The organism is Citrobacter sp. Cc139 (genome assembly GCF_030334645.1).
Lineage (GTDB): Bacteria > Pseudomonadota > Gammaproteobacteria > Enterobacterales > Enterobacteriaceae > Citrobacter > Citrobacter werkmanii.
This window is the reverse complement of record NZ_JAOWDM010000082.1, coordinates 1-25,010: the sequence shown is the minus strand read 5'-3', so window position 1 is coordinate 25,010 and position 25,010 is coordinate 1. Positions and strand designations below refer to the sequence as shown.

The following is a 25,010-nucleotide window of genomic DNA, read 5'->3' as shown; positions in this document are numbered from 1 at the left end:
ATAGGCCGGATAAGGCATAATGTTACTTGTTCAGTTCAGCCAGGCTCAGCCAGGTCTGTACGACGGTGTCCGGGTTCAGCGACAGACTGTCGATCCCCTCTTCCATCAGCCAGGCCGCGAAGTCTTCGTGGTCAGAAGGTCCCTGACCGCAAATACCCACGTATTTGCCCTGTTTCTTAGCAGCGCGAATCGCCATCGACAGCAGCGCTTTCACCGCGTCGTTACGCTCATCAAACAGTTCAGAAACCACACCCGAGTCACGGTCCAGGCCCAGCGCCAGCTGCGTCATGTCGTTTGAGCCGATGGAGAAGCCATCGAAGTACTCAAGGAACTGTTCTGCCAACAGGGCGTTAGACGGGATCTCGCACATCATGATGATCTTCAGGCCATTCTCGCCGCGTTTCAGCCCCTGGCGCGCCAGCTCTTCAACCACCGCTTTCGCCTGGGCAACGGTACGTACAAACGGTACCATCACTTCAACGTTAGTCAGACCCATGTCGTTACGGACACGTTTCACCGCGTCACATTCCAGTGCGAAACAGTCGCGGAAGCTGTCTGAAACGTAACGGCCCGCCCCGCGGAAGCCCAGCATCGGGTTCTCTTCGTGCGGCTCATAACGCTCACCGCCGACCAGGTTAGCATATTCGTTGGACTTAAAGTCCGACATACGCACGATGACGCGTTTCGGATAAAACGCCGCACCCAGCGTCGCGATCCCTTCCGTCAGACGACCAACGTAGAATTCACGCGGAGAGTCGAAACCTTTCATCATGCCGCGGATTTCATTTTGTAGCTCAGGCGTCTGGTCATCAAACTCCAGCAGCGCACGAGGGTGCACGCCGATCATTCGGTTGATAATAAATTCCAGACGCGCAAGGCCGACACCTTCGTTTGGCAGGCAGGCAAAGTCAAAAGCCCGGTCCGGGTTGCCGACGTTCATCATTACCTTCAACGGCAGATCCGGCATGGTCTCCACGCTGGAGCTCTTCACGCTGAAATCAAGCATCTCAGCGTAAACATAACCGGTGTCGCCTTCGGCACAGGAGACAGTGACCTTCTCACCATCCTTCATGCGCTCGGTGGCATCGCCGCAGCCAACCACGGCAGGGATCCCCAGTTCACGGGCAATGATCGCCGCGTGACAGGTACGGCCGCCACGGTTGGTCACAATCGCCGCCGCTTTCTTCATGATCGGTTCCCAGTCCGGGTCGGTCATATCAGTCACCAGTACGTCGCCGGGTTCAATACGGTTCATTTCGCTGATGTCGTGAATAACTTTGACCGGGCCGGCGCCAATGCGGTGGCCGATGGCGCGACCTTCAGCAATAATTTTACCCTGGGCGTGCAGCGTATACCGCTCCATCACCTGCCCGCGAGAACGCACGGTTTCCGGACGAGCCTGAACAATGAACAGCTTGCCGGTATGACCGTCTTTCGCCCATTCGATGTCCATCGGACGACCGTAGTGCTTCTCGATCTGTACCGCCTGCTTCGCCAGTTCCTGCACTTCATCATTGGTCAGAGAGAAAATATCGCGTTGTTCCTGCGGCACATCCTCAATGGTCACCTGCTTACCGTGTTCCTGGGTTGGCGCGTAGACCATACGGATTTTTTTCGATCCCATAGTGCGACGAACGATCGCCGGACGATTAGCCGCCAGAGTCGGTTTGTGCACGTAGAACTCATCCGGGTTAACGGCACCCTGCACCACCATCTCGCCCAGACCCCATGCGGAAGTGATAAACACCACCTGGTCGAAACCGGATTCGGTGTCGATGGAGAACATAACGCCTGAGGACGCAAGGTCAGAGCGCACCATTCGCTGGACACCAGCAGAAAGCGCCACGCCGCGGTGGTCATAGCCCTGGTGAACACGATAAGAAATCGCGCGGTCGTTAAACAGCGAAGCAAATACGTGTTTGATAGCGACCAGGACAGCATCGAAGCCCTGGACGTTAAGGAAGGTTTCCTGCTGACCAGCAAATGACGCATCTGGCATATCTTCTGCGGTGGCGGAAGAACGCACGGCAAAAGAAGCATGGGCATCGTCTGCTGACAGCTGCGCGTAGGCATCGCGGACGGCATTTTCCAGCTCCGGCTGGAAAGGAGTGTCGATAATCCACTGGCGGATTTGTGCCCCGGCTTTCGCAAGCTCGGTAACATCATCAATATCCGTTTTATCCAGCAGCTCATAAATGCGCTGGTTTACACCGCTTTGGTCCAGAAACTGGTTAAACGCATCGGCGGTTGTTGCAAAACCATTCGGTACGGAAACTCCCATACCGGAAAGGTTAGTAATCATTTCACCCAGGGAGGCATTTTTGCCCCCAACTCTGTCTACATCATTCATGCCGAGTTGGTTATACCAAAGCACCAGCGGTGACGAGCCATTGTTGGACATCGAACAATCCTTATATATGAACGAGGTTAGGAAACTCAATTTTGCGTATTTATCTTTGCATATTTACCGCGGCGAAAAAAACGGTGAATCGTTCAAGCAACTTTATTTTTTATTTTTTAAGATTGTTTACGCATTTGCGCAAACCCGCGAGCGACACGGGATCACCACAAAAACTACCGGTATAAACATTTGTTCCGAAAAATGAAATGCACTTTTCATTAAATATAAAAATAGCGTTTCACTTTATAAAAGTGATGGCGCAATATTCGCTTCTGGCGAATTTTAATTTATGCTTTCAGAGAATTATGTCTGCCCCAGGATGCGCAAAATGGATAATGCTGTTGATCGTCACGTTTTTTATATTTCTGATGGTACGGCCATCACCGCCGAGGTATTGGGCCACGCGGTAATGTCGCAATTTCCGGTCACTATCAACAGCATTACGCTGCCGTTTGTTGAAAACGAGAGTCGCGCGCGCGCGGTTAAAGACCAGATTGACGCCATTTACCAACAAACCGGCGTGCGTCCTCTGGTGTTTTACTCCATCGTCTTGCCGGAAATCCGCTCAATCATTCTGCAAAGCGAGGGGTTTTGTCAGGATATCGTACAGGCGCTGGTCGCTCCATTGCAGCAAGAGATGAAGCTCGACCCAACGCCGATTGCCCATCGTACCCACGGCCTGAATCCCGGCAACCTCAACAAGTACGATGCGCGTATTGCCGCTATTGATTACACCCTTGCCCATGACGATGGTATTTCGTTGCGCAACCTCGATCAGGCGCAGGTGATCCTGCTCGGTGTTTCCCGTTGCGGCAAAACCCCGACCAGTTTGTATCTGGCCATGCAGTTTGGTATCCGCGCGGCCAACTACCCCTTTATTGCCGATGATATGGATAATCTGGTGCTGCCCACATCCCTGAAGCCGCTGCAGCATAAACTGTTCGGTCTGACCATCGACCCCGAACGCCTGTCGGCGATCCGCGAAGAGCGACGAGAGAACAGCCGTTACGCCTCGCTACGCCAGTGTCGGATGGAAGTTGCCGAAGTGGAAGCGCTGTACCGGAAAAATCAGATCCCATGGTTAAACAGTACCAATTATTCGGTAGAAGAGATTGCTACCAAGATCCTCGACATTATGGGGCTGAATCGCCGCATGTACTAGAACGCTAGTGCATTGGTTCGATTTTTTGTTATTATGCTCGCCACCAGGCCGGATGAGTGTGATATTGTGATGCACATCACTTCCCGGTAGTCCTGCCGTTGAAGCAACAAATTTCTGAGACAAGTAATGAACAGAACCGATGAACTCCGTACTGCGCGTATTGACAACCTGGTCACTCCAGCAGAGCTTGCGCAGCGGCATCCTGTTTCGTCCGCCGTCGCCCGTCATGTTACGGACTCCCGACGCCGGATAGAAAAAATATTGAATGGCGAAGATCCCCGTTTGCTGGTGATCGTAGGCCCTTGCTCAATTCACGATCTCGATGCCGCCGTGGAATACGCGACGCGCCTGCAGGCGCTGCGCGAAAAGCACCAGACGCGTCTGGAAATCGTGATGCGTACCTATTTTGAAAAGCCACGCACCGTCGTGGGCTGGAAAGGCTTAATTTCCGACCCGGACCTGAACGGCAGCTACCGTGTGAACCACGGCATTGAGCTGGCGCGTAAACTGCTGCTGCAGGTCAACGAACTGGGCGTCCCCACGGCCACTGAATTTCTCGATATGGTGACCGGCCAGTTTATTGCTGATTTAATCAGTTGGGGCGCCATTGGCGCGCGCACCACCGAAAGCCAGATCCACCGCGAAATGGCGTCTGCTCTTTCCTGCCCGGTTGGGTTTAAGAACGGGACGGATGGTAATACCCGTATCGCCGTCGATGCGATTCGCGCCTCCCGCGCCAGCCATATGTTCCTCTCCCCGGATAAAACCGGCCAGATGACCATTTATCAGACCAGCGGTAATCCATACGGGCATATCATTATGCGCGGCGGTAAAAAGCCGAATTATTTTGCTGAAGATATTGCCGCCGCCTGCGATACCTTGCACGAATTTTCCCTGCCTGAGCATCTGGTCGTCGATTTCAGCCATGGTAATTGCCAGAAGCAGCATCGCCGTCAGTTGGAAGTGTGTGATGACGTATGCCAGCAAATTCGCAACGGTTCGACGGCGATTGCCGGGATCATGGCGGAAAGTTTCCTGCGTGAAGGCACGCAAAAAATCGTCAGCGGTCAGCCGCTGGTTTACGGTCAGTCGATTACCGACCCGTGCCTGAACTGGGAAGATACTGAACTACTGGTGGACAAACTCGCCTCGGCGGTTGATAGCCGTTTTTAACGCTGTACACCGGGTAACACCACGTTGCCCGGTGGTAATTCTTTGTTTTTTCCTTCATTGTTGTGCAAAAACTGTTCCCGTCACAATTATTTCACAAAAACGCTTGCCGCACATTTGCAGTTTGATGATAATGATTATCATTGTTACATTGATTGCTATTTTTAAACTCTATGTCACGTATGGATAACACAACAGCAACGCCTGCAAAAGAAAAAACACCGCCTGCCGTCGCCGCAACCGAGCGTCGCATTGACAGTAAAAGTTTGCTGGGCAAAGAAGGACGCGTGATTATAGAGCACGATGGCCAGCACTACCTGCTGCGCCAGACCCATGCTGGAAAACTCATTCTGACTAAATAAACGACACTTTTCGCCAGCCACCCAGGTGATACCCAGGCAGCCAGCGCTTTTCGATTTTCTAATGGAGAGTTGCTATGCCCCACCTGCACACCGCATCCTTGCGCCCGTCGCTCCTGGCGTTGGCGATTGTCAGTAATCTTCCCGTCGTTGCCTGGGCGGCAGTAGAGGATATGACCGTCACCGCCACCGGTAATCCCCGTAGCGCCTTTGAAGCGCCGATGATGGTCAGCGTTATCGACGCTACTGCACCTGAAAACCAGACAGCCAGCTCGGCAGCCGACCTGTTACGGAAGGTTCCGGGCCTGAGCCTTGACGGTACGGGGCGGACAAATGGTCAGGACGTCAATCTGCGCGGCTATGACCGTCGCGGTGTTCTGGTGCTGGTGGATGGCGTTCGCCAGGGAACCGATACCGGGCACCTGAACAGTACCTTCCTCGATCCGGCGCTAATCAAGCGGATTGAAGTGGTGCGCGGCCCTTCCGCACTGTTGTATGGCAGCGGCGCGCTGGGTGGCGTAATCGCCTATGACACTGCGGATGCTAAAGACTTACTGGAGGCGGGTCAGAATAGCGGTTATCGCGTGTTCAGTACCGCGGCTACCGGCGATCACAGCCTCGGTATGGGCGCCAGCGCATTTGGCCGCACCGATACCCTCGACGGGCTGCTGGCCTGGTCCAGTCGCGATCGCGGTAATTTGCGCCAGAGCGACGGCACTACCGCCCCGAACGATGAAGCGATTAACAATATGCTGGCGAAAGGCAGTTGGAAAATTGACAGCGCCCAGACGCTGGCCGGCTCGCTGCGTTATTACAACAATGATGCCCGGGAACCTAAAAACCCACAAACCAGCGCGGCGGATACCACCAGCAACCCGATGACCGATCGCTCGACCATCCAGCGCGATGCGCAACTGACCTACTCCCTCGCCCCGGCGGATAATGACTGGCTAAACGCGGATGCCCGCATCTACTGGTCCGAAGCGCGCATTAATGCACAAAACACGGACAGCACCGGCGAATTTCGCAAGCAGACCACCAAAGGCGGGAAAGTCGACAACCGTAGCCGCCTGTTTACCGATTCATTTGCTTCTCACTTACTGACCTACGGCGGTGAATACTATCGTCAGGAACAACAACCGGGCGGCGCAACCACCGGTTTCCCGGAGGCAAAAATCGATTTTAGCTCCGGCTGGCTACAGGATGAAATCACCCTGCGCGACCTGCCGGTTACGCTGCTGGGGGGGACACGGTATGACTCTTATCGTGGCAGCAGCGACGGTTATGAAGATGTCGATGCCGATAAATGGTCGTCCCGCGCTGGACTCACCGTTGCGCCTGCCGACTGGCTGATGCTTTTCGGTTCATACGCTCAGGCCTTCCGTGCTCCAACCATGGGCGAGATGTATAACGACGCGAAACACTTCTCGATTGGCCGTTTTTACACTAATTACTGGGTGCCAAACCCGAACCTGCGTCCGGAAACCAACGAAACACAGGAATATGGATTTGGCCTGCGCTTTGACGATCTGTTGATGGCGAGCGATGCGCTCGAATTTAAAGCCAGCTATTTCGACACCAAAGCCAAAGATTACATCTCCACCAGCGTCGATTTTGCCGCCGCGACGACCATGTCCTATAACGTACCCAACGCCAAAATCTGGGGCTGGGACGTGATGGCGAAATACACCGCCGATCTGTTCAGCCTCGATATGGCCTATAACCGCACGCGGGGTAAAGATACTGACACGGGCGAGTACATTTCCAGCATTAACCCGGACACCGTCACCAGCAAACTGAACGTGCCGGTTGCACACAGCGGTTTCTCCGTTGGCTGGATAGGTACATTTGCTGACCGCTCAACGCACATCAGCAGCAGCTACGCCAAACAACCCGGCTATGCGGTAAACGACTTCTACGTGAGCTATCAGGGGCAACAGGCGCTAAAAGGCATGACCACCACACTGGTCCTGGGCAACGCTTTCGACAAAGAGTACTGGTCGCCGCAGGGCATTCCGCAGGATGGCCGCAATGGCAAAATTTTCGTGAGTTATCAGTGGTAATCACTTTTCCCCGGTTCGCCGGGGCAGCAATCTGGAAGGAAGAGACAATGAATCACCACACACGCTGGCTGGAACTGAAAAAAGAAAACCCTGGCAAATACGCACGTGACATCGCGGCTATGATGCACATCAGCGAGGCAGAACTGACCTTCGCGCGCGTCGGTCATGACGCCTGGCGCTTACGTGGCGAAGTCCGCGAAATCCTCGGCGCGCTGGAAGCCGTAGGCGAAACCAAATGTATTTGCCGCAACGAATATGCGGTGCATGAGCAGGTCGGCGCATTTACCAACCAGCACCTGAGCGGGCATGCCGGGCTGGTACTCAATCCACGCGCCCTCGATCTGCGTCTGTTCCTGAATCAATGGGCAAGCGCCTTTCATATCAGAGAAACAACCGCTCACGGCGAGCGTCAGAGCATTCAGTTTTTCGACCATCAGGGTGATGCATTACTGAAGGTCTATGCCACACAAAATACCCTCGTTGAAGAATGGGCAGCGTTACTGAGCCGTTTCATCTTCACTGAAAACCCGCCACTGGCGCTGCAATCCGCTAAAAACCCTGCTCCTGCTACCGTCACCGTTGATGCACAGACAGTGGATCAAGAGTGGCGAGCCATGACCGATGTCCACCAGTTCTTCGGTCTGCTGAAACGCCACGATCTCACTCGCCAACAGGCGTTTAATCTGGTGGGCGATGACCTGGCCTGTAAAGTGACCAATGGCGCACTGGCGCAGTTACTCAATACCGCGCGTCAGGATGGCAATGAAATTATGGTGTTTGTGGGTAATCGCGGCTGCGTACAAATTTTTACCGGCGTGATAGAAAAACTGGTGCCGATGAAAGGCTGGCTGAATATATTCACCCCAGCATTTACATTACATCTGCTGGAAGAAAGCGTGGCTGAAACATGGGTAACGCGCAAACCAACCGCCGATGGACACGTTACCAGTCTGGAACTGTTTGCGGCCGATGGCACACAGATTGCCCAACTGTATGGTCAACGTACGGAAGGCGAACCGGAGCAAACGCAATGGCGCGCGCAAATTGACGCACTGACGCCGAAAGGGCTGGCCGCATGAACAAACTGCTGCTCCTGATTGCGCTGCTGCCCGTTACTGCACTGGCGGTCCCCGAGGAAAGAGTCGTTACTCTGGGGGGCGACGTCACCGAAATTGTGTACGCGCTGGGGGCCCAGTCAACGCTTGTGGCGCGAGACAGTACCAGCCAGTGGCCTGAAGCCGCAAACGCCCTGGCTGACGTCGGCTATTTACGCCAGCTTAACGCCGAAGGGATCCTTGCCACCCGTCCGACGCTGGTCCTTGCCAGTGCGCAGGCGCAGCCTTCTCTGGCGCTAAAACAGGTCGAGCAGAGCAACGTCAGGGTTGTTACGATCCCGGCAAACAACGACCTTAACGCGATTGATGGAAAAATTCGCGTCATTGCCGAGGCGACTCACCGGGAGGCCGACGGCGAAACGTTGCGTGCAACCTTACGTCAGGAGCTGGCGGCGCTCCCGTCATCTGAACTTAACAAACGCGTCCTGTTTATTCTTAATCATGGTGGGATGACCGCCATGGCTGCAGGCCAGCAAACCGGAGCCGATGCCGCTATTCGCGCCGCCGGTTTGCGCAACGCGATGCAGGGGGTTAACCGTTATCAACCTCTTTCACAAGAAGGTGTGATTGCCAGCCAGCCGGACCTGGTTGTGATTTCCCGGGAAGGTGTTAAGGCAATGGGTGGCGAGGCGAGCCTGTGGGCGCTGCCAGGGCTGGCGCAAACACCTGCGGGACGGAATAAACAGGTATTGCAGGTTGATGATATGGCTCTGCTTGGCTTCAGTATCCGCACGCCGCAGGCCATTTTGCAACTACGCGCGAAAGCAGAGCAATTGCCCTGATGTCCCGACGAATCACTTGTTCTTTGTGGGTCATGGCGCTAATGCTGGTCGTAATGACAATTTTGGCTACCGGTTTTGGCGCGTTGCGCCTGCCGGTAAGTCTGCTCTGGCGTGATGACAATGAAACTCTGCGTCAAATCTGGCTCACTATTCGCCTGCCCCGTGTTCTGCTGGCGCTGGTGATTGGCGGTTCTCTGGCGCTATCCGGTTGTGTGATGCAGGGACTGTTTCGCAACCCACTTGCCGACCCGGGATTACTCGGAATTAGCAGCGGTGCGGCCTGCGCCGTCGCCCTGTGGGTGGTACTGCCTGTCTCTTTGCCCGCGCTACTGATGCTGTATGCGCCAATGTTGGCTGCATTTGTCGGTGCACTGGCGGCAACCGTGGTGATTTTTATCCTCAGCCAACAGCGCGACGGTTCACTCTCGCGGCTGCTGCTGGTCGGTATTGCGATCAACGCGCTCTGCGGGGCGGCTGTTGGCGTTCTGTCGTGGGTCAGTAATGATGCGCAACTGCGCCAGCTGTCGCTGTGGGGGATGGGAAGTCTGGGCGCTGCGCAATGGTCCACGCTGCTGGCAGTTACCTCGCTGGCTATCCCGACGGTGCTGATCGTCTGGCGTCTGGCTTCAGCCCTGAACCTGCTGCAACTGGGCGAGGAAGAGGCGCATTATCTTGGCGTGAATGTGCGTACAATCCAACGTATTTTGCTGCTTTGCAGCGCCTTGCTGGTAGCCGCAGCGGTGGCAGTAAGCGGCGTAATTGGCTTTATCGGGCTGGTTATCCCGCATTTAATACGTATGTGGCTCGGCGCAGACCATCGGGCCGTTATCCCCGGTTCCGTGCTGGCGGGCGCGTTTTTATTACTGATTGCCGACACGCTGGCCCGCACTTCAGTTGCGCCAGCGGAAATGCCGGTCGGTCTTTTAACCAGTCTGCTCGGCGCCCCGTGGTTTTTATGGCTTATTTTTCGTCAGCGAGGATCGCATGGCTGAACATTTCGTTGCTGAAGGACTTCACTATCGCGTGGCGGGCAGGTCGGTGATTGCTGATGTATCGCTTGCCCTCGCAAAAGGTGAACTGGTGGCGCTCATCGGCCCAAACGGTGCGGGGAAATCTACCCTGCTGCGCCTGTTGACCGGTTTTCTCAAACCGGTTGCCGGGCGCTGCATGCTGGCGGGCAAAGCGCTGGATGAGTGGCATACGCAGACGCTGTCGCGCCATCGGGCGGTGATGCGTCAGCAAACGCAACTGGGATTTGACTGGCCGGTAGAGGCCGTTATCGCGATGGGCCGTGCGCCCTGGACCCAGCGTTCGGAACCTCGCCTTATCGCGCAGGTGATGGAGATGACCGGATGCGCGCCGTTGGCAGGTCGGCAATACGCCACGCTTTCCGGCGGCGAGCAACAGCGCGTGCAGTTAGCCCGCGCCCTGGCACAACTCTGGTGCGACGGAGCGCCTCGCGGCTGGTTATTTCTTGATGAACCCACCTCGGCGCTGGATCTTTACCACCAGCAACATCTGCTGCGGTTACTGAAAACGCTTGTCGCTTCAGGAGAGCTGCATGTGTGTATTGTGCTTCACGATTTGAATCTGGCTGCTTTATGGGCTGACAGAATAGTATTACTGCATAATGGCAGGCTGGCGTCGCAAGGGACGCCGGAGACCGTGTTACGGGCCGATGATCTGATGCGCTGGTACGGTGCTGAGGTTCACGTTGGCCATCATCCGGCCAACGTGTCCCCCCAGGTGTTTCTGGCGCCTTAGCTTGAACAGCTCACTTCCAGCCGTTTGCCCCAGTCAGGCGGCCGACTGACATAGTCATCATCGCGATCGACAAACGGGGTACGCAACGCCTGGTGCAGCCGATGTAGCTCGGCGTAATCTCCCTGCTCCGCCTGACTAATCGCCCGTTGCGCCAGCCAGTTGCGTAAAACCATCGCCGGGTTTGCCGCCTTCATCTGCGTTTGTCTGACATCGTCAGCAACGCTGTCCTGTTCCAGGCGCGAGCGATACCGTGTGAACCAGTCGTCAAACGCCGCACGATCCACAAACTCATCGCGTAGCGGAGATAGCGCACTGTGTTGTTCCGTCAGACTGAGCATGCGAAACGTTCGCGTATAGTCGCTTCTTTCTCGCGCCATCAGGCTAAACAGTTCACTCAGCAGCTCGTTATCGTTTTTCTGCTCGCTAAAGAAGCCGAGCTTTTGCCGCATCCGTTGACCGTAACGCGTTAACAGCGCCAGTTGGTAATTGTCCAGCGCATCATTGAGCGCCTCGACCGGGATAAATGGCGACAGGGTTTGTGCCAGACGTTGCAGGTTCCACAGCGCGGCTGCAGGTTGATTATCGAAACTGTATCGTCCCTGATGATCGGAGTGGTTACAGATAAAATCCGGCACGTAGTCATCAAGAAAACCATACGGACCGTAATCCATCGTCAGCCCCAGAATAGACATGTTGTCCGTATTCATAACGCCATGCGCAAACCCTACCGCCTGCCAGTCGGCGATTAAGCTTGCGGTACGCATGACAATATCGCTAAACCACAGCTGATATTTATCGGCTTCTTCCTGCCAATGCGGCCAGTAATGACGAATCGCGAAGTCTGCAAGTTGACGGACTTTCTCCGGCTCGCGACGATAGTAAAAGTGTTCAAAATGGCCAAAGCGCATATGGCTTTGCGCCACGCGAATGAGCATCGCCCCATGCTCTACCGTTTCGCGATATACCGGCGTGTCGCTGGTGACAATCGACAATGCCCGCGTGGTGGGTATTCCCAGACAGTGCATCGCCTCGCTGGCCAGGCTTTCGCGAATGGTTGAACGCAGCACGGCGCGCCCATCCCCCATGCGGGAATAAGGCGTCAGTCCGGCACCCTTCAGGTGCCAGTCAAGCGTCGAGCCATCAGCAAGCTGTTGTTCGCCCAGCAGGATCCCACGTCCGTCACCAAGCTGACCGGCCCAAACGCCGAACTGATGTCCGCTATAAACTTGCGCTAAAGGCGACATCCCGGGAAGCAAGGATTCGCCTCCCCAAACGCCTGAACCCTCTGGGGTAGTAAACAGCGCCGCAGGAATAGCCAATTGCTCAGCCAGGGCATCGTTATGCCAGATAAGATGCGCGTTTTTCAGGGGCGTAGGCGAGAGTGCTGTATAGGTTGCTGGTAATTCATCACGCCAGCGGGTGGTAAAAGACAGGGTCATAGGGCCTCCTGTCTCTAGTGTAGACTGTTAATAGCCTGTTAAACACCAGCAAATAAAAGGGTTATATCCTCGATAACGAAATTATCTGCGAGGGCGGTACCGCAGGCCACAGTCCTCCCTGCATGGCGCTGAAACCGAGGGGAAGTACTCGTGCCAACATTTCTTGCGTATCAATACCGCTAATGATGATTGACTCACAGCAGGGTGATATTTGCGCCTGGATAGCGCGCATAAATGGTTCAAATGAAATATGTGCAATCCTTTGTTGAACAAAGTTTTTATCCAACACCACACGTTTGAACAGGCCATCAAAAATTGCCCGCGTTGATATGCCGCCAGCGCCATAATTTTGCAGAATTAATGGAAATCTTGCCGCAAGTGCAGCCAGCGTTGGATTGTCTTTACCCTTGTTTAACTCTGGATAGCTTTCATTAATAGCCAGTTCCAGAAATGAAAATCGTTCAATTTGTGAAGCATATTCAGCGTCTGATAATAAAGTATGAGCAACTGCCGGGGTTAAATTAATCCAGACTGAGACTTTTCGCTGAATAAAAAAATGTTGGCACGTTTCGATTAATTCTAGTTTCTCTGCAAATAAACGACATTGTTCATCGTCCGACATCCGAGGTAAGACCAGCTCGGTTGGTATGCGCACATCCCCCTGCAGGCTGGCAAAACTGGTGATGATATCTACGAATTCAAGATCGCCTTTTTCACTTCTCGCAGGAAGAAAAGACAACTCCGATTGATAAAGATTATCCAGTGAAACAATCATCGTACCAGCCCCTCTGCATAGGTGTTATCCGGCATCCTGTAGCAAAGGATGGAGAAATACGTTACTGCTGATGCAAGTAGAGGCTCTTTCATTTGTCCCTTTATAGCCAGTAAATCGAATCCTTTTTTTTAGCTTATCGTGATTATAAGCGAATATCCAGCTTTGCACTTTTTAATATCCCGGCATAAATCATATTTTTAGCAAGATACACTCTTAACACACAGGGTTATTGATCGGCTGGAAGCAGTAATAACAGTTAGCATTCAAATGAAAATGACGAGGCTGCACAGTCGTTGGCAGCCTCGTCAGTTGTGAGGATTAAATACGTCGAGCCTGCCAGAAGTTTTTACGCCAGTAGACATTATCCAGTGACGAGCGCATCACTCCGCGGCTGGTTGAGGCATGAATAAATTGATTATTGGTGTCGTAAATGCCGACATGCAGACCACTTTCTCCGGATCCGGTTTTAAAGAAAACCAGATCGCCTGGCAGCAAATCATCTTTATCGATTTCGGTACCAATCTTTGATTGCATGCGCGTGTCGCGCGGGAGCTGTAGATCGAATTTATCCCGCATCGTCATCAAAACAAACCCTGAGCAATCCACCCCGCTACGGCTCATACCACCATAACGATAAGGTGTGCCATGCCAGGTTTGTAGCTGGTCATTAAGACCGGCGATAACGGCGATAGAATCCGACAAATGGGCATTTGGCGCAGGAGCACGATGGCTGCTGCAGCCCGCCAAAAACAATGCTGTGATGAAAAGGAGCCAAAAGCGCATTCAGGACGAATCCTCTGGATTTTATTTTTATGCCAATTTAGCGTGGAAATTACAGGATTTTCAAGAACCCATTTAACTTAAGTGGTTGATATGAGCATTCTGTGGCCTTCGATATCCAAACGACGGAAGTTCACGCCGTAAGCCGCAGACAGATTAGCTGGTGTCAGGACCGAATCACGTGAGCCACTGGCAAGCAGCTTCCCACGTTTGAGCAACCAGGCCTTATGCGCATGGCGCAAGGTATGATTGAGGTCATGGCTGCTCATCACAATCGCTATTCCCTGCAAACACAGCTGGCCCAACAACCTGTCCAGGGCGTTTTGTTGCGCGACGTCCAGGCTGTTCATCGGCTCATCCAACAGTAAAAGCTGACCGAATGGATTAGCTTGCGGGCAAATTTGCAAAATAACGGCCGCCAGGCGCACACGCTGCCACTCACCGCCGGAGAGTTGATTAACGCCACGCCCCAGCTTATCCCCCAGACCAAGCGCATCGGCGACCTCCTGTAACAGATCGGCACGCGCTTTGTCGGGTTGATGCAGCATCAGAAAATGCCAGACCGGCATGGCAAAAGGCGGGTTTTGCTGTTGCGCAAGATAAGCACGATATTGCGCCAGCTTTGCTGCCGGCCACTCTTCAAGCGGCATGTCGCCGAAGGTGATGCTGCCCTCCCCGGTCGTCAAACCCGCCATACGCGCCAACAGCGTACTTTTCCCCGCACCGTTAGGCCCCACCAAATGCAGGATTTCCCCTGCTTTTATTTCACCAGAAAGCGGGCCGAGCCGGGTCGATTCCGCTACATCCTGTAGCTGCATCAATCGAGACATTAGTTTGCCAGCGCCTTCTTGATGCTTTGCACCAGCATCGGATCCTCAGGCGTCATATCCGGAGAGAATCGTTGCAGTACTTGCCCATCCCGTCCCACTAAAAACTTCTCAAAGTTCCACAGGATATCGTCCGGGTAGAGCGGCGCCCGGCCTTTACTGGCCATACGTTCATAGAATCCACTGTCTGCTGGCGCCACAGCCGTTGGCGCGGCATCAATCAGCTTCTGATACAGCGGATGACGCCCCTCGCCGTTGACGTCAATCTTGCTGAACATCGGGAAGGTAACGCCCCAGGTCATACTGCAGTACGTTTTTATTTCATCTTCGCTGCCCGGTTCCTGGCCCAGAAACTGATTGCAGGGAAAACCAAGCACATTGAAGCCCTGTTGATGCCAGGCTTTCTGCAGGTTCTCCAGTTGTTCGTATTGCGGCGTCAGTCCACATTTTGAAGCAACGTTGACGATTAACAGTACATTGCCGGAATACGGTTGCAGCGTAGTCGCCTCGCCGTCAATGGTCGTCACTTCGGTATTGAGGATAGTGTCTTGCATAGCATCTCCAGAACAACAGGTTGATTTTCAGTTTTTAATCATAGACCGAACCAACGCTTTCTAGCGCGCGGCTTTCAACAATAGCCAGATAAATACCGGCGCTCCCATGGTAGCCGTCACCACGCCGATGGGCAGTTCAGCCGAAGCCAACACCAAACGCGCGACAACATCAGCAAACAATAATGCGATTGCGCCAGCCAACGCGCAGCCAGGCAGGAGAACACGGTGATCGGTTAAACCACACAACCGCAAAATGTGGGGGATAACCAATCCAATAAAACCAATCGCACCCGCCAGAGCCACGCTTACGCCGACCATCCATCCTGTGGCGACCACCAGCAGATTGCGCCAGAACCATAATGGTAACCCCAGTTGGCGCGCAGAAGTTTCCCCCAGCGCCAGCATATTCATCGGCTGAGACTGACAGCAGATCCATATCAGTACGGGGATCAACGCCACCATCAGCCAGGCCTGATGCCAGTCGACGCCGCCAAAGCCCCCCATCATCCAGTACATCAGTTGTCGTAAGTCAAAAGAGGTGGAAAAATAGATGGCCCACGTCATCAACGCGCTACAGATAATGCCCAGCGCCACTCCCGCCAGCAGCAAGCGACTGGTAGACAAATGACGACGGGCAAAGCGTAACAGAATGAGAGTAATAATCAGCGCCCCGGCGATGGCACATAAGCCCAACGCCCAGCCGGGAAGCTGCCCCTGGCCGAGCAGCACCGCAGCAATGAGTCCTACACCTGCGCCGTTAGACACGCCCAGTAGACCCGGTTCCGCGAGTGGATTTTCAAAGAGGGCCTGCATTACCGCACCGGATAAAGCCAACGCAGCGCCTACCAGCAAAACGGCGAGGGTACGAGGAAAGCGGATTTGCCAGACGAACAGATCGCCGCGGGCGCTGAACCAGTCGCCGGGAGCGATCCACTGTTCTCCTGCGCACAAGCTTAAAATCGTTGCCAGTAACATCAGCACTGACAGAGACAGTATCCAGCGCACGTTTCGTCGCTGCTGTTGATGGGCGAAAGTCAGCATGTTTTCCATTCTGCTGAAAAGAGATGGGGGTGATTCTACGGTGCTGTTTCGGTAGTGAAAAGGAAAAAGGCCGCAGAGCGGCCTTTTTAGTTATACCCGTCATACTTCAAGCTGCATGTGCGTTGGCTTTACTCGCTCACCCCAGTCACGTACTTATGTACGCTCCTGGAGATTCGCTGCGTCGCCGCCTTCCTGCAACTCGAATTATTTAGGGTATATATACGTCATGCTTTACGCTGCCGCTTTGATGGCAACGCAAGTGGTTTAACGAATCGTTAAATCACTCTTCTTTGGGCGTTGCGTTTTCAACCCGACTTTTTAACTTCTGTCCGGGTCTGAAGGTCACCACGCGCCGTGCTGTAATGGGAATATCTTCGCCCGTTTTCGGGTTACGTCCCGGACGTTGATTCTTATCACGCAGATCGAAGTTACCAAAACCAGAGAGTTTTACCTGCTCACCATTTTCCAGAGCACGACGAATCTCTTCGAAAAACAGCTCGACCAGTTCTTTGGCATCCCGCTTGCTAAGCCCAAGCTTATCAAACAGATATTCTGACATTTCAGCTTTTGTAAGCGCCATAGGTTCAATCCCTCAATGATGCCTGGAATCGCTCTTTTAATGCCTCTACACATTTGGCGACGGTAGCGGCAATCTCCTCTTCTTCAAGTGTACGGCTGGTATCCTGAAGGATCAGGCTGATAGCGAGGCTCTTATAGCCCTCCGCAACACCCTTACCGCGGTACACGTCAAATAAGTTTACGCCAACTACCTGATTTACGCCAACTTTCTTACACTCGGATAAAATATCCGCAGCGGGAACGTTTTCTGCCACAACGACTGCGATGTCGCGACGGTTCGCTGGGAAGCGAGAAACTTCACGCGCCTGAGGCACCACGCGGTCTGCGAGCTTGTTCCACTCCAGTTCAAACACCAGAGTGCGACCGTTCAGATCCAGTTTACGTTCCAGCTCAGGATGAACAACCCCAATGAAACCAATACGTTCACCTTTCAGATAAATCGCCGCAGACTGACCCGGATGCAGTGCTGGATTCGCTTCAGCCTTGAACTGAATGTCCGCCAGTTTGCCGGTCAAGTCGAGAACCGCTTCCAGATCGCCTTTCAAATCATAGAAATCAACGGTCTCTTTTGCCAGATTCCAGTGTTCATCATGACGATTACCGCAGATCACGCTTGCCAGCATCAGATCCTGACGGATCCCGAGGTTGGCCTGCGTATCCGGTACGAAACGTAAACCCGTTTCAAAAATACGCACACGGTTCTGCTGACGGTTCTGGTTATACACCACCGTTGACAGCAAACCGGTCCACAGCGACAAGCGCATTGCCGACATATCAACAGAAATTGGGCTTGGCAGCAGCAGCGATTCTTCACCCGGATGCAGCAATGCCTGAATTTTCGGGTCGACAAAGCTGTAGGTGATAACTTCCTGGTAGCCTTTGTCATTCAGCATGGTTTTTACACGTTTCAGCGATAAATCCGCTTCACGATGCGTACCCATGATCAGACCTGCCTGAATTGGCGTATTCGGGATATTGTCATAACCGTAAACGCGGGCAACTTCTTCGACCAGGTCTTCTTCGATTTCCATATCGAAACGCCAGCTCGGCGCTACCGCTTTCCACTCATCCTGACCTTCCGTGACGTCACAACCCAGACGACGCAGAATATCACTCACCTGGTCATCAGCAATATGGTGTCCGATCAGACGATCCAGTTTGCTGCGGCGAAGCGTAATGGTCGCGCGTTTTGGCAGCGTCGCTTCGTTGGTTACATCAATAATTGGACCGGCTTCACCGCCGCAGATATCAATCAGCAAACGGGTAGCACGCTCCATCGCTTTGTACTGCAGCGCAGGATCGACACCACGCTCATAGCGGTGAGAAGCATCGGTGTGCAGGCCATGACGACGTGCGCGACCGGTAATAGACAGCGGACTGAAGAACGCGCATTCCAGCAGGACGTTTTGCGTTTCATCATTCACGCCGGAATGTTCACCACCAAAGATGCCGCCCATGGCCAGCGCTTTGTTATGGTCGGCAATCACCAGCGTATCCGCATGCAGTTTAGCTTCGCTGCCGTCCAGCAGAACCAGGGTTTCCCCCTCTTTTGCCATCCGGACAACAATCCCGCCTTCAATGCGGTCTTTGTCGAACGCGTGCATCGGCTGACCCAGTTCGAGCAGCACATAGTTCGTCACGTCAACCACGGCATCGATAGAGCGGATGCCACAGCGACGCAGTTTTTCTTTCATCCACAGCGGGGTTGGCGCTTTAACGTTGATGCCTTTCACCACGCGCCCCAGATAGCGTGGGCAGGCTTCCACCGCGTCGACCTGAATCGGCAGGACATCGCTAATGGTTGCGGCTACTGGCGCCATTTCAGGTTCAACTAGCGGAGCCTGGTTCAGTACGGCAACATCACGTGCCACGCCGATGATACCCAGGCAGTCGGCGCGGTTCGGCGTAACGCTGATTTCGATAGTGTTGTCGTCAAGCTTCAGGTATTCGCGGATATCGGTGCCAATTGGCGCATCGGCGGGCAGTTCGATAATGCCGCTATGGTCGTCGGAAATACCCAGCTCGGAGAACGAGCACAGCATGCCTTCAGACGGTTCACCGCGCAGTTTCGCTGCTTTAATTTTAAAGTCGCCTGGCAGTACGGCGCCCACGGTTGCCACCGCCACTTTCAGGCCCTGACGGCAGTTCGGCGCGCCACAGACGATATCCAACAGGCGGTCACCGCCTACATTCACTTTGGTGACGCGCAGTTTGTCAGCGTTCGGGTGCTGAGCGCACTCAACCACTTCACCCACCACAACGCCGTTGAACGCGCCCGAAACAGGTTCCACACCGTCAACTTCCAGACCCGCCATCGTGATTTGGTTTGACAGCGCATCGCTATCAATCGCCGGGTTTACCCATTCGCGTAACCACAGTTCACTGAATTTCATTGTTTTATCCTGCCTTTATTTAAACTGTTTGAGGAAACGCAGATCGTTTTCGAAGAAAGAACGCAGATCGGTCACGCCATAACGCAGCATGGTCAGACGCTCCATACCCATACCGAATGCAAAGCCGGAGTAGATTTCCGGATCGATACCCACGTTGCGCAGCACGTTCGGGTGAACCATCCCGCAGCCCAGCACTTCCAGCCATTTGCCGTTTTTGCCCATCACATCAACTTCCGCAGAAGGTTCGGTGAATGGGAAGTAAGAAGGACGGAAGCGAACCTGCAGGTCTTCTTCAAAGAAGTTGCGCAGGAAATCGTGCAGCGTACCTTTCAGATTGGTGAAGTTGATGTTGGTATCAACAATCAGCCCTTCCATCTGATGGAACATTGGGGTGTGCGTCTGATCGTAATCGTTACGGTATACGCGCCCAGGGGCGATGATACGGATCGGCGGCTGTTTTTCTTTCATGGTGCGGATCTGCACGCCGGAAGTCTGCGTACGCAGCAGACGGGTCGCGTCAAACCAGAAAGTGTCGTGGTCAGCACGCGCCGGGTGATGGCCAGGAATATTCAGTGCGTCGAAGTTATGATAGTCATCTTCGATTTCCGGACCGGTCGCCACGGTAAAGCCCAGCTCACCGAAGAAGCTTTCAATACGATCGATAGTACGTGTTACCGGATGCAGACCGCCATTTTCGATACGACGTCCCGGCAGAGAGATATCGATCGTTTCTTCAGCCAGACGGGCATTCAGCGCAGCACTTTCTAATTCGGCTTTACGTGCGTTCAGCGCTTGCTGTACCTGCTCTTTGGCTTCGTTTATCACCGCACCTGCTGCCGGACGCTCTTCTGGCGGCAGCTCGCGCAGGGTTGTCATTTGAAGGGTCAAGTGCCCTTTCTTGCCCAAATATTCGACGCGGACATTGTCTAACGCGGCAACATCTGAAGCCTGGTTAATGGCGGCCGTTGCACTGGCAACCAGCTCTGCGAGATGTGACATGGTTTTCCTCGTTATGTGGCGATATTCACTAGTCGCTCGTCTATACGCAAAATCATTCAAGTTGTATCAAGGCGGCAAAAGAGCAAATCCTCAGGAGCGTACATCAGTACGTGACTGGGGTGAGCGAATGCAGCCAACACAGAGACAACTTGAAGGATGACGCGTATAAAAAAAGCCTCCACCAGGGAGGCTTTTAGGCGCTGTTTTCCGTTTCTTCTTTCACGCGCAAGCCTCCTGGATTCAGGTGCTAAAGTAAAAGAAGAAGCGGAAAATAGCAGCATTCATGCTTGCATTACCTTATGTGGTAAAAACCGGACAACCTTTATTGAAAAGGCTTACGGGTAAAATGTCAACTAATTGATTGCGCTACAATAAAAGAGAGGGAGCCAGGCTCCCTCTTTTCACCGGCTTATGCCAGAGCTGCTTTCGCTTTTTCGACCAGAGCGGTGAACGCTACTTTGTCGAATACTGCGATGTCAGCCAGGATCTTACGGTCGATTTCAACAGAGGCTTTTTTCAGGCCGTTGATGAATTTGCTGTAAGAAATACCGTTCTGACGTGCTGCTGCGTTGATACGCGCAATCCACAGTTGACGGAACTGACGCTTTTTCTGACGACGGTCACGATAAGCGTACTGACCAGCTTTGATAACAGCCTGGAAGGCAACGCGGTATACGCGAGAACGCGCACCGTAGTAGCCTTTAGCTTGTTTCAAAATTTTCTTGTGACGTGCACGGGCAACTACACCACGTTTTACGCGAGCCATATGTGCTCTCCTGTATCTATATTCTTAGTAAAAAATTAATTAAACGTTAACGGCTTATGCGTACGGCAGGCACGCGATAACCAGACCCAGATCGCCTTTAGAAACCAGGCCTTTTGGACGCAGGTGACGTTTACGCTTAGTAGATTTTTTGGTCAGAATATGACGCAGGTTTGCGTGCTTACGCTTAAATCCACCACCACCGGTTTTTTTGAAGCGCTTAGCAGCACCGCGTACGGTCTTAATTTTTGGCATTTTAATAACTTCCACTTCGCATTGTTAATAAACGAAACGTAGGCGAACAACGGCTGTGGAACCCGCAGGCTCCACAGACATTGCTACTTGAAGGCCTTACTGTTTCTTCTTAGGAGCGAGCACCATGATCATCTGACGGCCTTCGATCTTCGTAGGGAAGGATTCGACTACTGCCAGTTCACTCAGATCGTCACGGACGCGGTTGAGCACTTCCATACCGATCTGTTGGTGGGCCATCTCACGGCCGCGAAAACGCAGCGTGATCTTAGCCTTATCGCCATCTTCCAGAAAGCGTACCAGGCTGCGGAGTTTTACCTGGTAATCGCCATCGTCGGTGCCAGGACGGAATTTAATTTCCTTAACCTGGATAACTTTTTGCTTTTTCTTCTGTTCCTTAGAAGACTTACTCTTTTCATAAAGGAACTTGCCGTAGTCCATAATACGACAAACTGGCGGTTCGGCGTTAGGGCTGATTTCAACTAAATCTACTCCAGCTTCTTCAGCTTTTTCGATTGCTTCTCTCAGACTCACAATACCCAAAGCTTCGCCTTCCAGACCTGTTAAGCGAACTTCCAGGGCGCGAATCTCGCCATTAATACGATTCGGACGTGCCGTTTGAACTCGTTTTCCGCCTTTAATACCTTATTCCTCCAGTTGTTGAAGACTGCGGCTGCGAATCTCTTGTTGCAGCTTCTCAATCACTTCATTTACGTCCAGGCTGCCCAAGTCTTTGCCACGACGGGTGCGCACGGCAACTTTGCCTGCTTCAACCTCTTTGTCGCCACAGACCAACATGTAAGGGACACGACGTAAAGTGTGCTCGCGGATTTTAAAGCCAATCTTCTCATTTCTCAAGTCTGCTTTTACACGAATGCCCGCATTTTGTAGTTTCTGCGTTAATTCGTTAACGTATTCAGACTGAGAATCGGTAATGTTCATGACCACAACCTGAACCGGCGCAAGCCAGGTCGGGAAGAAGCCAGCAAACTCTTCGGTCAGAATACCGATGAAACGTTCCATCGACCCAAGAATTGCGCGATGAATCATAACCGGCACCTGACGCTCGTTGTTTTCGCCAACATAAGAGGCGCTTAAACGGGACGGCAGAGAGAAGTCCAGCTGTACAGTACCGCACTGCCATGCACGATCGAGGCAGTCATACAGGGTAAATTCAATTTTCGGACCGTAGAATGCGCCCTCACCCAGTTGGAACTCAAACGGGATGTTGTTTTCTTCCAACGCAACGGCCAGGTCAGCTTCAGCACGGTCCCACATTTCATCGCTACCGATACGTTTTTCGGGGCGAGTGGACAGTTTGACGACGATCTTCTCGAAGCCAAAGGTGCTGTACATATCGTAGACCATACGAATACAAGCGTTAACTTCATCACGGATCTGTTCTTCAGTACAGAAGATATGCGCATCATCCTGAGTGAAGCCACGAACGCGCATCAGACCGTGCAGCGCGCCTGACGGCTCGTTACGGTGGCAGCTACCAAACTCAGCCATACGCAGCGGCAGATCGCGATAAGATTTCAGACCCTGATTAAAGATCTGTACGTGGCCCGGGCAGTTCATGGGCTTAATGCAGTATTCACGGTTCTCTGAAGACGTCGTGAACATCGCATCTTTGTAGTTATCCCAGTGACCTGTTTTTTCCCACAGCACGCGGTCCATCATGAACGGACCTTTAACTTCCTGATACTGATATTCTTTCAGTTTCGAACGAACGAAGACTTCCAGTTCACGGAAGATAGTCCAGCCATCATTGTGCCAGAACACCATACCCGGCGCTTCTTCCTGCATATGGTACAGGTCAAGCTGTTTACCGATTTTACGGTGATCGCGTTTGGCGGCTTCTTCCAGACGTTGCAGGTAGGCGTTGAGGGCTTTTTTATCTGCCCATGCAGTACCATAAATACGCTGCAGCATCTTATTATTGCTGTCGCCACGCCAGTATGCCCCAGCGGTCTTCATCAGTTTGAAGTGATGGCAGAAACGCATGTTCGGCACGTGCGGGCCACGGCACATATCGACATATTCTTCATGATGGTACAAGCCAGGCTTGTCATCATGGGCAATGTTTTCATCAAGAATAGAGACTTTATAGGTCTCGCCACGCTTCACGAAGGTTTCACGCGCTTCGTACCAGCTGACTTTCTTCTTAATGACATCGTAGTTTTTCTCAGCGAGCTCGTGCATCCGCTTCTCGAGCGCGTCGACGTCTTCCTGGGTTAACGTACGGTCAAGATCGATATCGTAGTAAAAACCGTTGTCAACAACCGGTCCGATCGCCATTTTGGTGTGCGGCCAGAGTTGTTTGATCGCGTGCCCTAACAGGTGCGCACAGGAGTGACGAATGATCTCCAGACCTTCTTCATCCTTCGCGGTGATGATGGAGAGCTTCGCATCATGTTCAATCAGATCGGAAGCATCTACCAGCTCACCGTTAACACGGCCAGCAATCGTGGCTTTCGCCAGACCTGGACCGATGTCCAGCGCAACATCCATGGGGCTTACAGCGTGGTCGTAATGGCGTTGGCTGCCATCAGGAAGAGTAATAACAGGCATGTTATATCCTTATTTGCAGTGGTGCCCCACACGTAAGAGCACATACAAAATCAAATTATTTAAAAATATCATCTAGTTAAATGCGTTTCTGAGCTTCACTCTGCTAAGTGTGTACATTGTGGTGTACATAATCCAAAATGTACCCGCATTAACTACCTGATACCGAGTTGTCAGTGTACACGCCGAGACCATGTCAGAAAAGGGTGAATTGATTAAGATAATGATCACCCTCACCTATTACCCGGAAATGGTGCAGTGGTTGGCTGACTGGCTTGATGAGAAAGTATCATAGGAAAGCAGCACAAAGCCTTGCAAACCGATGCAAAGCTTTGTGTGTCCCACTTTTGTCTCACATCTCCGCACCTTCGGTTCACTTCAAGCTTGTTGATAGAAGAAAAATAACGCAGAATTGACTTGAAAATACCATAGCATTCAAATCACTAAATGGTGAGTTAACATGAAATTGTTCATGTCAGTTGTTTTTTTACTCAGCATATCCTGTGTATGGGCAGGAGAGGCATTTGCTGAGGGTGGGAAACAGAAGCAGTTTGTGAGTGTTGATGTCCAGAACGCAGATATTAAAATTCAGTATAAATATTCACCTGAAGAAGATAGGGTAATTGAGCTTGAGAGAGTTGGCCTCAATAAACTTTTCTCATTTTCAAGGCTTTACAGGATTGATTCTGGGAAGGATGCAACTTTTCCAAGCGGCATACTGGATGGGTTAACTGCGGTTCAAACATTCGACACTGACATCATTGGACCAATTATGGTCAGCGCAGAAAATAATGAAGATGGTGATGACCCAATAGCTGCGTTCACAGGTGGCTGGCATGGATTTAACCGGGACCAGAGCGGATCACCTACAGCCAGGCATGTTTCTCTTCAGGTATGGGTTGACGGGAAGATGGTCAAAGATACCTTTAAGGGATATACAAATGATTTAGTGATTGAAACCACATCTAACATCCAGGGATTTAACACCAAAAAGAAAGATGGCTCCGGTAGGGAGATTATTCAACAGAAAGTAAAAATGACCTTCAATGAAGGACGTGCAGATGTGCATATCAAAATGACTCCTCTTGAAAAGGTGAGGATACACACTTACTACGGACTACAAACAGCACTTTCCCAACTGTATGCCAACAGTTCAATTCGTTATGAATCAGGCGACTCTCCAGAATGGAAAGATACCTCCAGCGGACCAAATGATAGTGG

Annotated in this window: 24 protein-coding genes and 1 other annotated feature; of the genes, 9 read left to right on the top strand and 15 right to left on the bottom strand. The window is 52.6% G+C overall.

Going from position 1 to position 25,010, the window contains the following annotated elements:
* Window positions 1-22 precede the first annotated feature (22 nt).
* Window positions 23-2,401 (bottom strand): phosphoenolpyruvate synthase, encoded by a 2,379-nt coding sequence (gene ppsA / locus OGV69_RS12305; RefSeq protein ID WP_042308787.1) that lies wholly within the window; start codon window positions 2,399-2,401, stop codon window positions 23-25.
* A gap of 328 nt (window positions 2,402-2,729) precedes the next feature.
* Here ppsA and ppsR point away from each other — a divergent pair, with 328 nt between their 5' ends.
* From ppsR to OGV69_RS12265, 8 genes are all read left to right on the top strand, one after another.
* Complete coding sequence (gene ppsR / locus OGV69_RS12300; protein WP_069324259.1) at window positions 2,730-3,563, top strand: posphoenolpyruvate synthetase regulatory kinase/phosphorylase PpsR; 834 nt, start codon at window positions 2,730-2,732, stop codon at window positions 3,561-3,563.
* 126 nt (window positions 3,564-3,689) lie between these two features.
* On the top strand, window positions 3,690-4,736 hold the full coding sequence (gene aroH, locus OGV69_RS12295) for a 3-deoxy-7-phosphoheptulonate synthase AroH (RefSeq protein ID WP_038640209.1): 1,047 nt from the start codon (window positions 3,690-3,692) through the stop codon (window positions 4,734-4,736).
* 170 nt (window positions 4,737-4,906) lie between these two features.
* Complete coding sequence (hemP, locus tag OGV69_RS12290; protein ID WP_038640207.1) at window positions 4,907-5,095, top strand: hemin uptake protein HemP; 189 nt, start codon at window positions 4,907-4,909, stop codon at window positions 5,093-5,095.
* A gap of 74 nt (window positions 5,096-5,169) precedes the next feature.
* The gene (locus OGV69_RS12285; protein ID WP_069324260.1) at window positions 5,170-7,155 is read left to right on the top strand and encodes a TonB-dependent hemoglobin/transferrin/lactoferrin family receptor; all 1,986 of its coding nucleotides are present in this window, start codon (window positions 5,170-5,172) and stop codon (window positions 7,153-7,155) included.
* Between the two features lie 47 nt (window positions 7,156-7,202).
* Entirely contained in the window at window positions 7,203-8,234 is a 1,032-nt protein-coding gene (locus OGV69_RS12280; protein WP_069324261.1) for a hemin-degrading factor, read from the top strand.
* A complete protein-coding gene (locus OGV69_RS12275; protein WP_038640201.1) occupies window positions 8,231-9,052 on the top strand; it encodes a heme/hemin ABC transporter substrate-binding protein in 822 nt (273 codons plus the stop codon). Before OGV69_RS12280 ends, OGV69_RS12275 begins: the two co-directional genes overlap by 4 nt.
* Window positions 9,052-10,044, top strand: coding sequence for a FecCD family ABC transporter permease (locus OGV69_RS12270; protein WP_038640199.1), 993 nt, complete (start codon window positions 9,052-9,054; stop codon window positions 10,042-10,044). Before OGV69_RS12275 ends, OGV69_RS12270 begins: the two co-directional genes overlap by 1 nt.
* A complete protein-coding gene (locus tag OGV69_RS12265; RefSeq protein ID WP_069324262.1) occupies window positions 10,037-10,816 on the top strand; it encodes a heme ABC transporter ATP-binding protein in 780 nt (259 codons plus the stop codon). The genes OGV69_RS12270 and OGV69_RS12265 overlap by 8 nt, the downstream gene beginning before the upstream one ends.
* Here OGV69_RS12265 and selO read toward each other — a convergent pair.
* The 14 genes from selO to thrS all read right to left on the bottom strand — a co-directional run bounded on the left by selO (window position 10,813) and on the right by thrS (window position 23,792).
* A complete protein-coding gene (gene selO, locus OGV69_RS12260) occupies window positions 10,813-12,255 on the bottom strand; it encodes a protein adenylyltransferase SelO (RefSeq protein WP_069324263.1) in 1,443 nt (480 codons plus the stop codon). The two genes, OGV69_RS12265 and selO, sit on opposite strands and share 4 nt — an antisense overlap.
* Window positions 12,256-12,316: 61 nt before the next feature.
* Entirely contained in the window at window positions 12,317-13,030 is a 714-nt protein-coding gene (locus OGV69_RS12255) for an EAL domain-containing protein (protein WP_069324264.1), read from the bottom strand.
* A gap of 318 nt (window positions 13,031-13,348) precedes the next feature.
* A complete protein-coding gene (locus OGV69_RS12250) occupies window positions 13,349-13,813 on the bottom strand; it encodes an NlpC/P60 family protein (protein WP_038640189.1) in 465 nt (154 codons plus the stop codon).
* Window positions 13,814-13,890: 77 nt separating this feature from the next.
* The gene (gene btuD / locus OGV69_RS12245) at window positions 13,891-14,640 is read right to left on the bottom strand and encodes a vitamin B12 ABC transporter ATP-binding protein BtuD (RefSeq protein ID WP_069324265.1); all 750 of its coding nucleotides are present in this window, start codon (window positions 14,638-14,640) and stop codon (window positions 13,891-13,893) included.
* Window positions 14,640-15,191: a glutathione peroxidase gene (locus OGV69_RS12240; protein WP_038640185.1), complete on the bottom strand. Its 552-nt coding sequence runs from the start codon at window positions 15,189-15,191 to the stop codon at window positions 14,640-14,642. Before OGV69_RS12240 ends, btuD begins: the two co-directional genes overlap by 1 nt.
* A 60-nt stretch (window positions 15,192-15,251) precedes the next feature.
* Window positions 15,252-16,232, bottom strand: coding sequence for a vitamin B12 ABC transporter permease BtuC (gene btuC, locus OGV69_RS12235; protein WP_042308812.1), 981 nt, complete (start codon window positions 16,230-16,232; stop codon window positions 15,252-15,254).
* Between the two features lie 280 nt (window positions 16,233-16,512).
* Window positions 16,513-16,812, bottom strand: a complete 300-nt coding sequence (gene ihfA / locus OGV69_RS12230; protein WP_003030571.1) for an integration host factor subunit alpha — start codon at window positions 16,810-16,812, stop codon at window positions 16,513-16,515.
* A gap of 4 nt (window positions 16,813-16,816) precedes the next feature.
* Window positions 16,817-19,204, bottom strand: coding sequence for a phenylalanine--tRNA ligase subunit beta (gene pheT / locus OGV69_RS12225; RefSeq protein WP_069324266.1), 2,388 nt, complete (start codon window positions 19,202-19,204; stop codon window positions 16,817-16,819).
* Between the two features lie 15 nt (window positions 19,205-19,219).
* On the bottom strand, window positions 19,220-20,203 hold the full coding sequence (gene pheS / locus OGV69_RS12220) for a phenylalanine--tRNA ligase subunit alpha (protein WP_003832580.1): 984 nt from the start codon (window positions 20,201-20,203) through the stop codon (window positions 19,220-19,222).
* Window positions 20,204-20,368: 165 nt separating this feature from the next.
* Window positions 20,369-20,493: a sequence feature (Phe leader region), on the bottom strand.
* Window positions 20,444-20,488, bottom strand: a complete 45-nt coding sequence (gene pheM, locus OGV69_RS12215) for a pheST operon leader peptide PheM (RefSeq protein WP_001386830.1) — start codon at window positions 20,486-20,488, stop codon at window positions 20,444-20,446. Its footprint overlaps the feature before it by 45 nt.
* 119 nt (window positions 20,494-20,612) lie before the next feature.
* Window positions 20,613-20,969 (bottom strand): 50S ribosomal protein L20, encoded by a 357-nt coding sequence (gene rplT, locus OGV69_RS12210; protein ID WP_003030578.1) that lies wholly within the window; start codon window positions 20,967-20,969, stop codon window positions 20,613-20,615.
* Between the two features lie 54 nt (window positions 20,970-21,023).
* Window positions 21,024-21,221 (bottom strand): 50S ribosomal protein L35, encoded by a 198-nt coding sequence (rpmI, locus tag OGV69_RS12205; protein ID WP_003030583.1) that lies wholly within the window; start codon window positions 21,219-21,221, stop codon window positions 21,024-21,026.
* Between the two features lie 96 nt (window positions 21,222-21,317).
* Window positions 21,318-21,860, bottom strand: a complete 543-nt coding sequence (gene infC / locus OGV69_RS12200; protein ID WP_048997935.1) for a translation initiation factor IF-3 — start codon at window positions 21,858-21,860, stop codon at window positions 21,318-21,320.
* Window positions 21,861-21,863: 3 nt separating this feature from the next.
* A complete protein-coding gene (gene thrS / locus OGV69_RS12195) occupies window positions 21,864-23,792 on the bottom strand; it encodes a threonine--tRNA ligase (RefSeq protein WP_032939806.1) in 1,929 nt (642 codons plus the stop codon).
* Between the two features lie 457 nt (window positions 23,793-24,249).
* On the opposite strand from thrS, the gene OGV69_RS12190 reads away from it, so the two are divergent.
* A partial coding sequence (locus OGV69_RS12190; protein WP_286469242.1) for a hypothetical protein occupies window positions 24,250-25,010 on the top strand: 761 nt, incomplete at its 3' end.

What these genes read in the sequence shown, in the direction of transcription:
- OGV69_RS12285 (WP_069324260.1), top strand. Translation starts at nt 5,170, where the DNA reads ATGCCCCACCTGCACACCGCATCCTTGCGCCCGTCGCTCCTGGCGTTG.
- btuD (WP_069324265.1), bottom strand. Translation starts at nt 14,640, where the DNA reads ATGTCTCGATTGATGCAGCTACAGGATGTAGCGGAATCGACCCGGCTC.
- OGV69_RS12255 (WP_069324264.1), bottom strand. Translation starts at nt 13,030, where the DNA reads ATGATTGTTTCACTGGATAATCTTTATCAATCGGAGTTGTCTTTTCTT.
- OGV69_RS12270 (WP_038640199.1), top strand. Translation starts at nt 9,052, where the DNA reads ATGTCCCGACGAATCACTTGTTCTTTGTGGGTCATGGCGCTAATGCTG.
- ihfA (WP_003030571.1), bottom strand. Translation starts at nt 16,812, where the DNA reads ATGGCGCTTACAAAAGCTGAAATGTCAGAATATCTGTTTGATAAGCTT.
- hemP (WP_038640207.1), top strand. Translation starts at nt 4,907, where the DNA reads ATGTCACGTATGGATAACACAACAGCAACGCCTGCAAAAGAAAAAACA.
- OGV69_RS12240 (WP_038640185.1), bottom strand. Translation starts at nt 15,191, where the DNA reads ATGCAAGACACTATCCTCAATACCGAAGTGACGACCATTGACGGCGAG.
- rpmI (WP_003030583.1), bottom strand. Translation starts at nt 21,221, where the DNA reads ATGCCAAAAATTAAGACCGTACGCGGTGCTGCTAAGCGCTTCAAAAAA.
- ppsR (WP_069324259.1), top strand. Translation starts at nt 2,730, where the DNA reads ATGGATAATGCTGTTGATCGTCACGTTTTTTATATTTCTGATGGTACG.
- OGV69_RS12280 (WP_069324261.1), top strand. Translation starts at nt 7,203, where the DNA reads ATGAATCACCACACACGCTGGCTGGAACTGAAAAAAGAAAACCCTGGC.
- thrS (WP_032939806.1), bottom strand. Translation starts at nt 23,792, where the DNA reads ATGCCTGTTATTACTCTTCCTGATGGCAGCCAACGCCATTACGACCAC.
- pheS (WP_003832580.1), bottom strand. Translation starts at nt 20,203, where the DNA reads ATGTCACATCTCGCAGAGCTGGTTGCCAGTGCAACGGCCGCCATTAAC.
- pheT (WP_069324266.1), bottom strand. Translation starts at nt 19,204, where the DNA reads ATGAAATTCAGTGAACTGTGGTTACGCGAATGGGTAAACCCGGCGATT.
- OGV69_RS12250 (WP_038640189.1), bottom strand. Translation starts at nt 13,813, where the DNA reads ATGCGCTTTTGGCTCCTTTTCATCACAGCATTGTTTTTGGCGGGCTGC.
- OGV69_RS12275 (WP_038640201.1), top strand. Translation starts at nt 8,231, where the DNA reads ATGAACAAACTGCTGCTCCTGATTGCGCTGCTGCCCGTTACTGCACTG.
- OGV69_RS12265 (WP_069324262.1), top strand. Translation starts at nt 10,037, where the DNA reads ATGGCTGAACATTTCGTTGCTGAAGGACTTCACTATCGCGTGGCGGGC.
- ppsA (WP_042308787.1), bottom strand. Translation starts at nt 2,401, where the DNA reads ATGTCCAACAATGGCTCGTCACCGCTGGTGCTTTGGTATAACCAACTC.
- selO (WP_069324263.1), bottom strand. Translation starts at nt 12,255, where the DNA reads ATGACCCTGTCTTTTACCACCCGCTGGCGTGATGAATTACCAGCAACC.
- rplT (WP_003030578.1), bottom strand. Translation starts at nt 20,969, where the DNA reads ATGGCTCGCGTAAAACGTGGTGTAGTTGCCCGTGCACGTCACAAGAAA.
- aroH (WP_038640209.1), top strand. Translation starts at nt 3,690, where the DNA reads ATGAACAGAACCGATGAACTCCGTACTGCGCGTATTGACAACCTGGTC.
- btuC (WP_042308812.1), bottom strand. Translation starts at nt 16,232, where the DNA reads ATGCTGACTTTCGCCCATCAACAGCAGCGACGAAACGTGCGCTGGATA.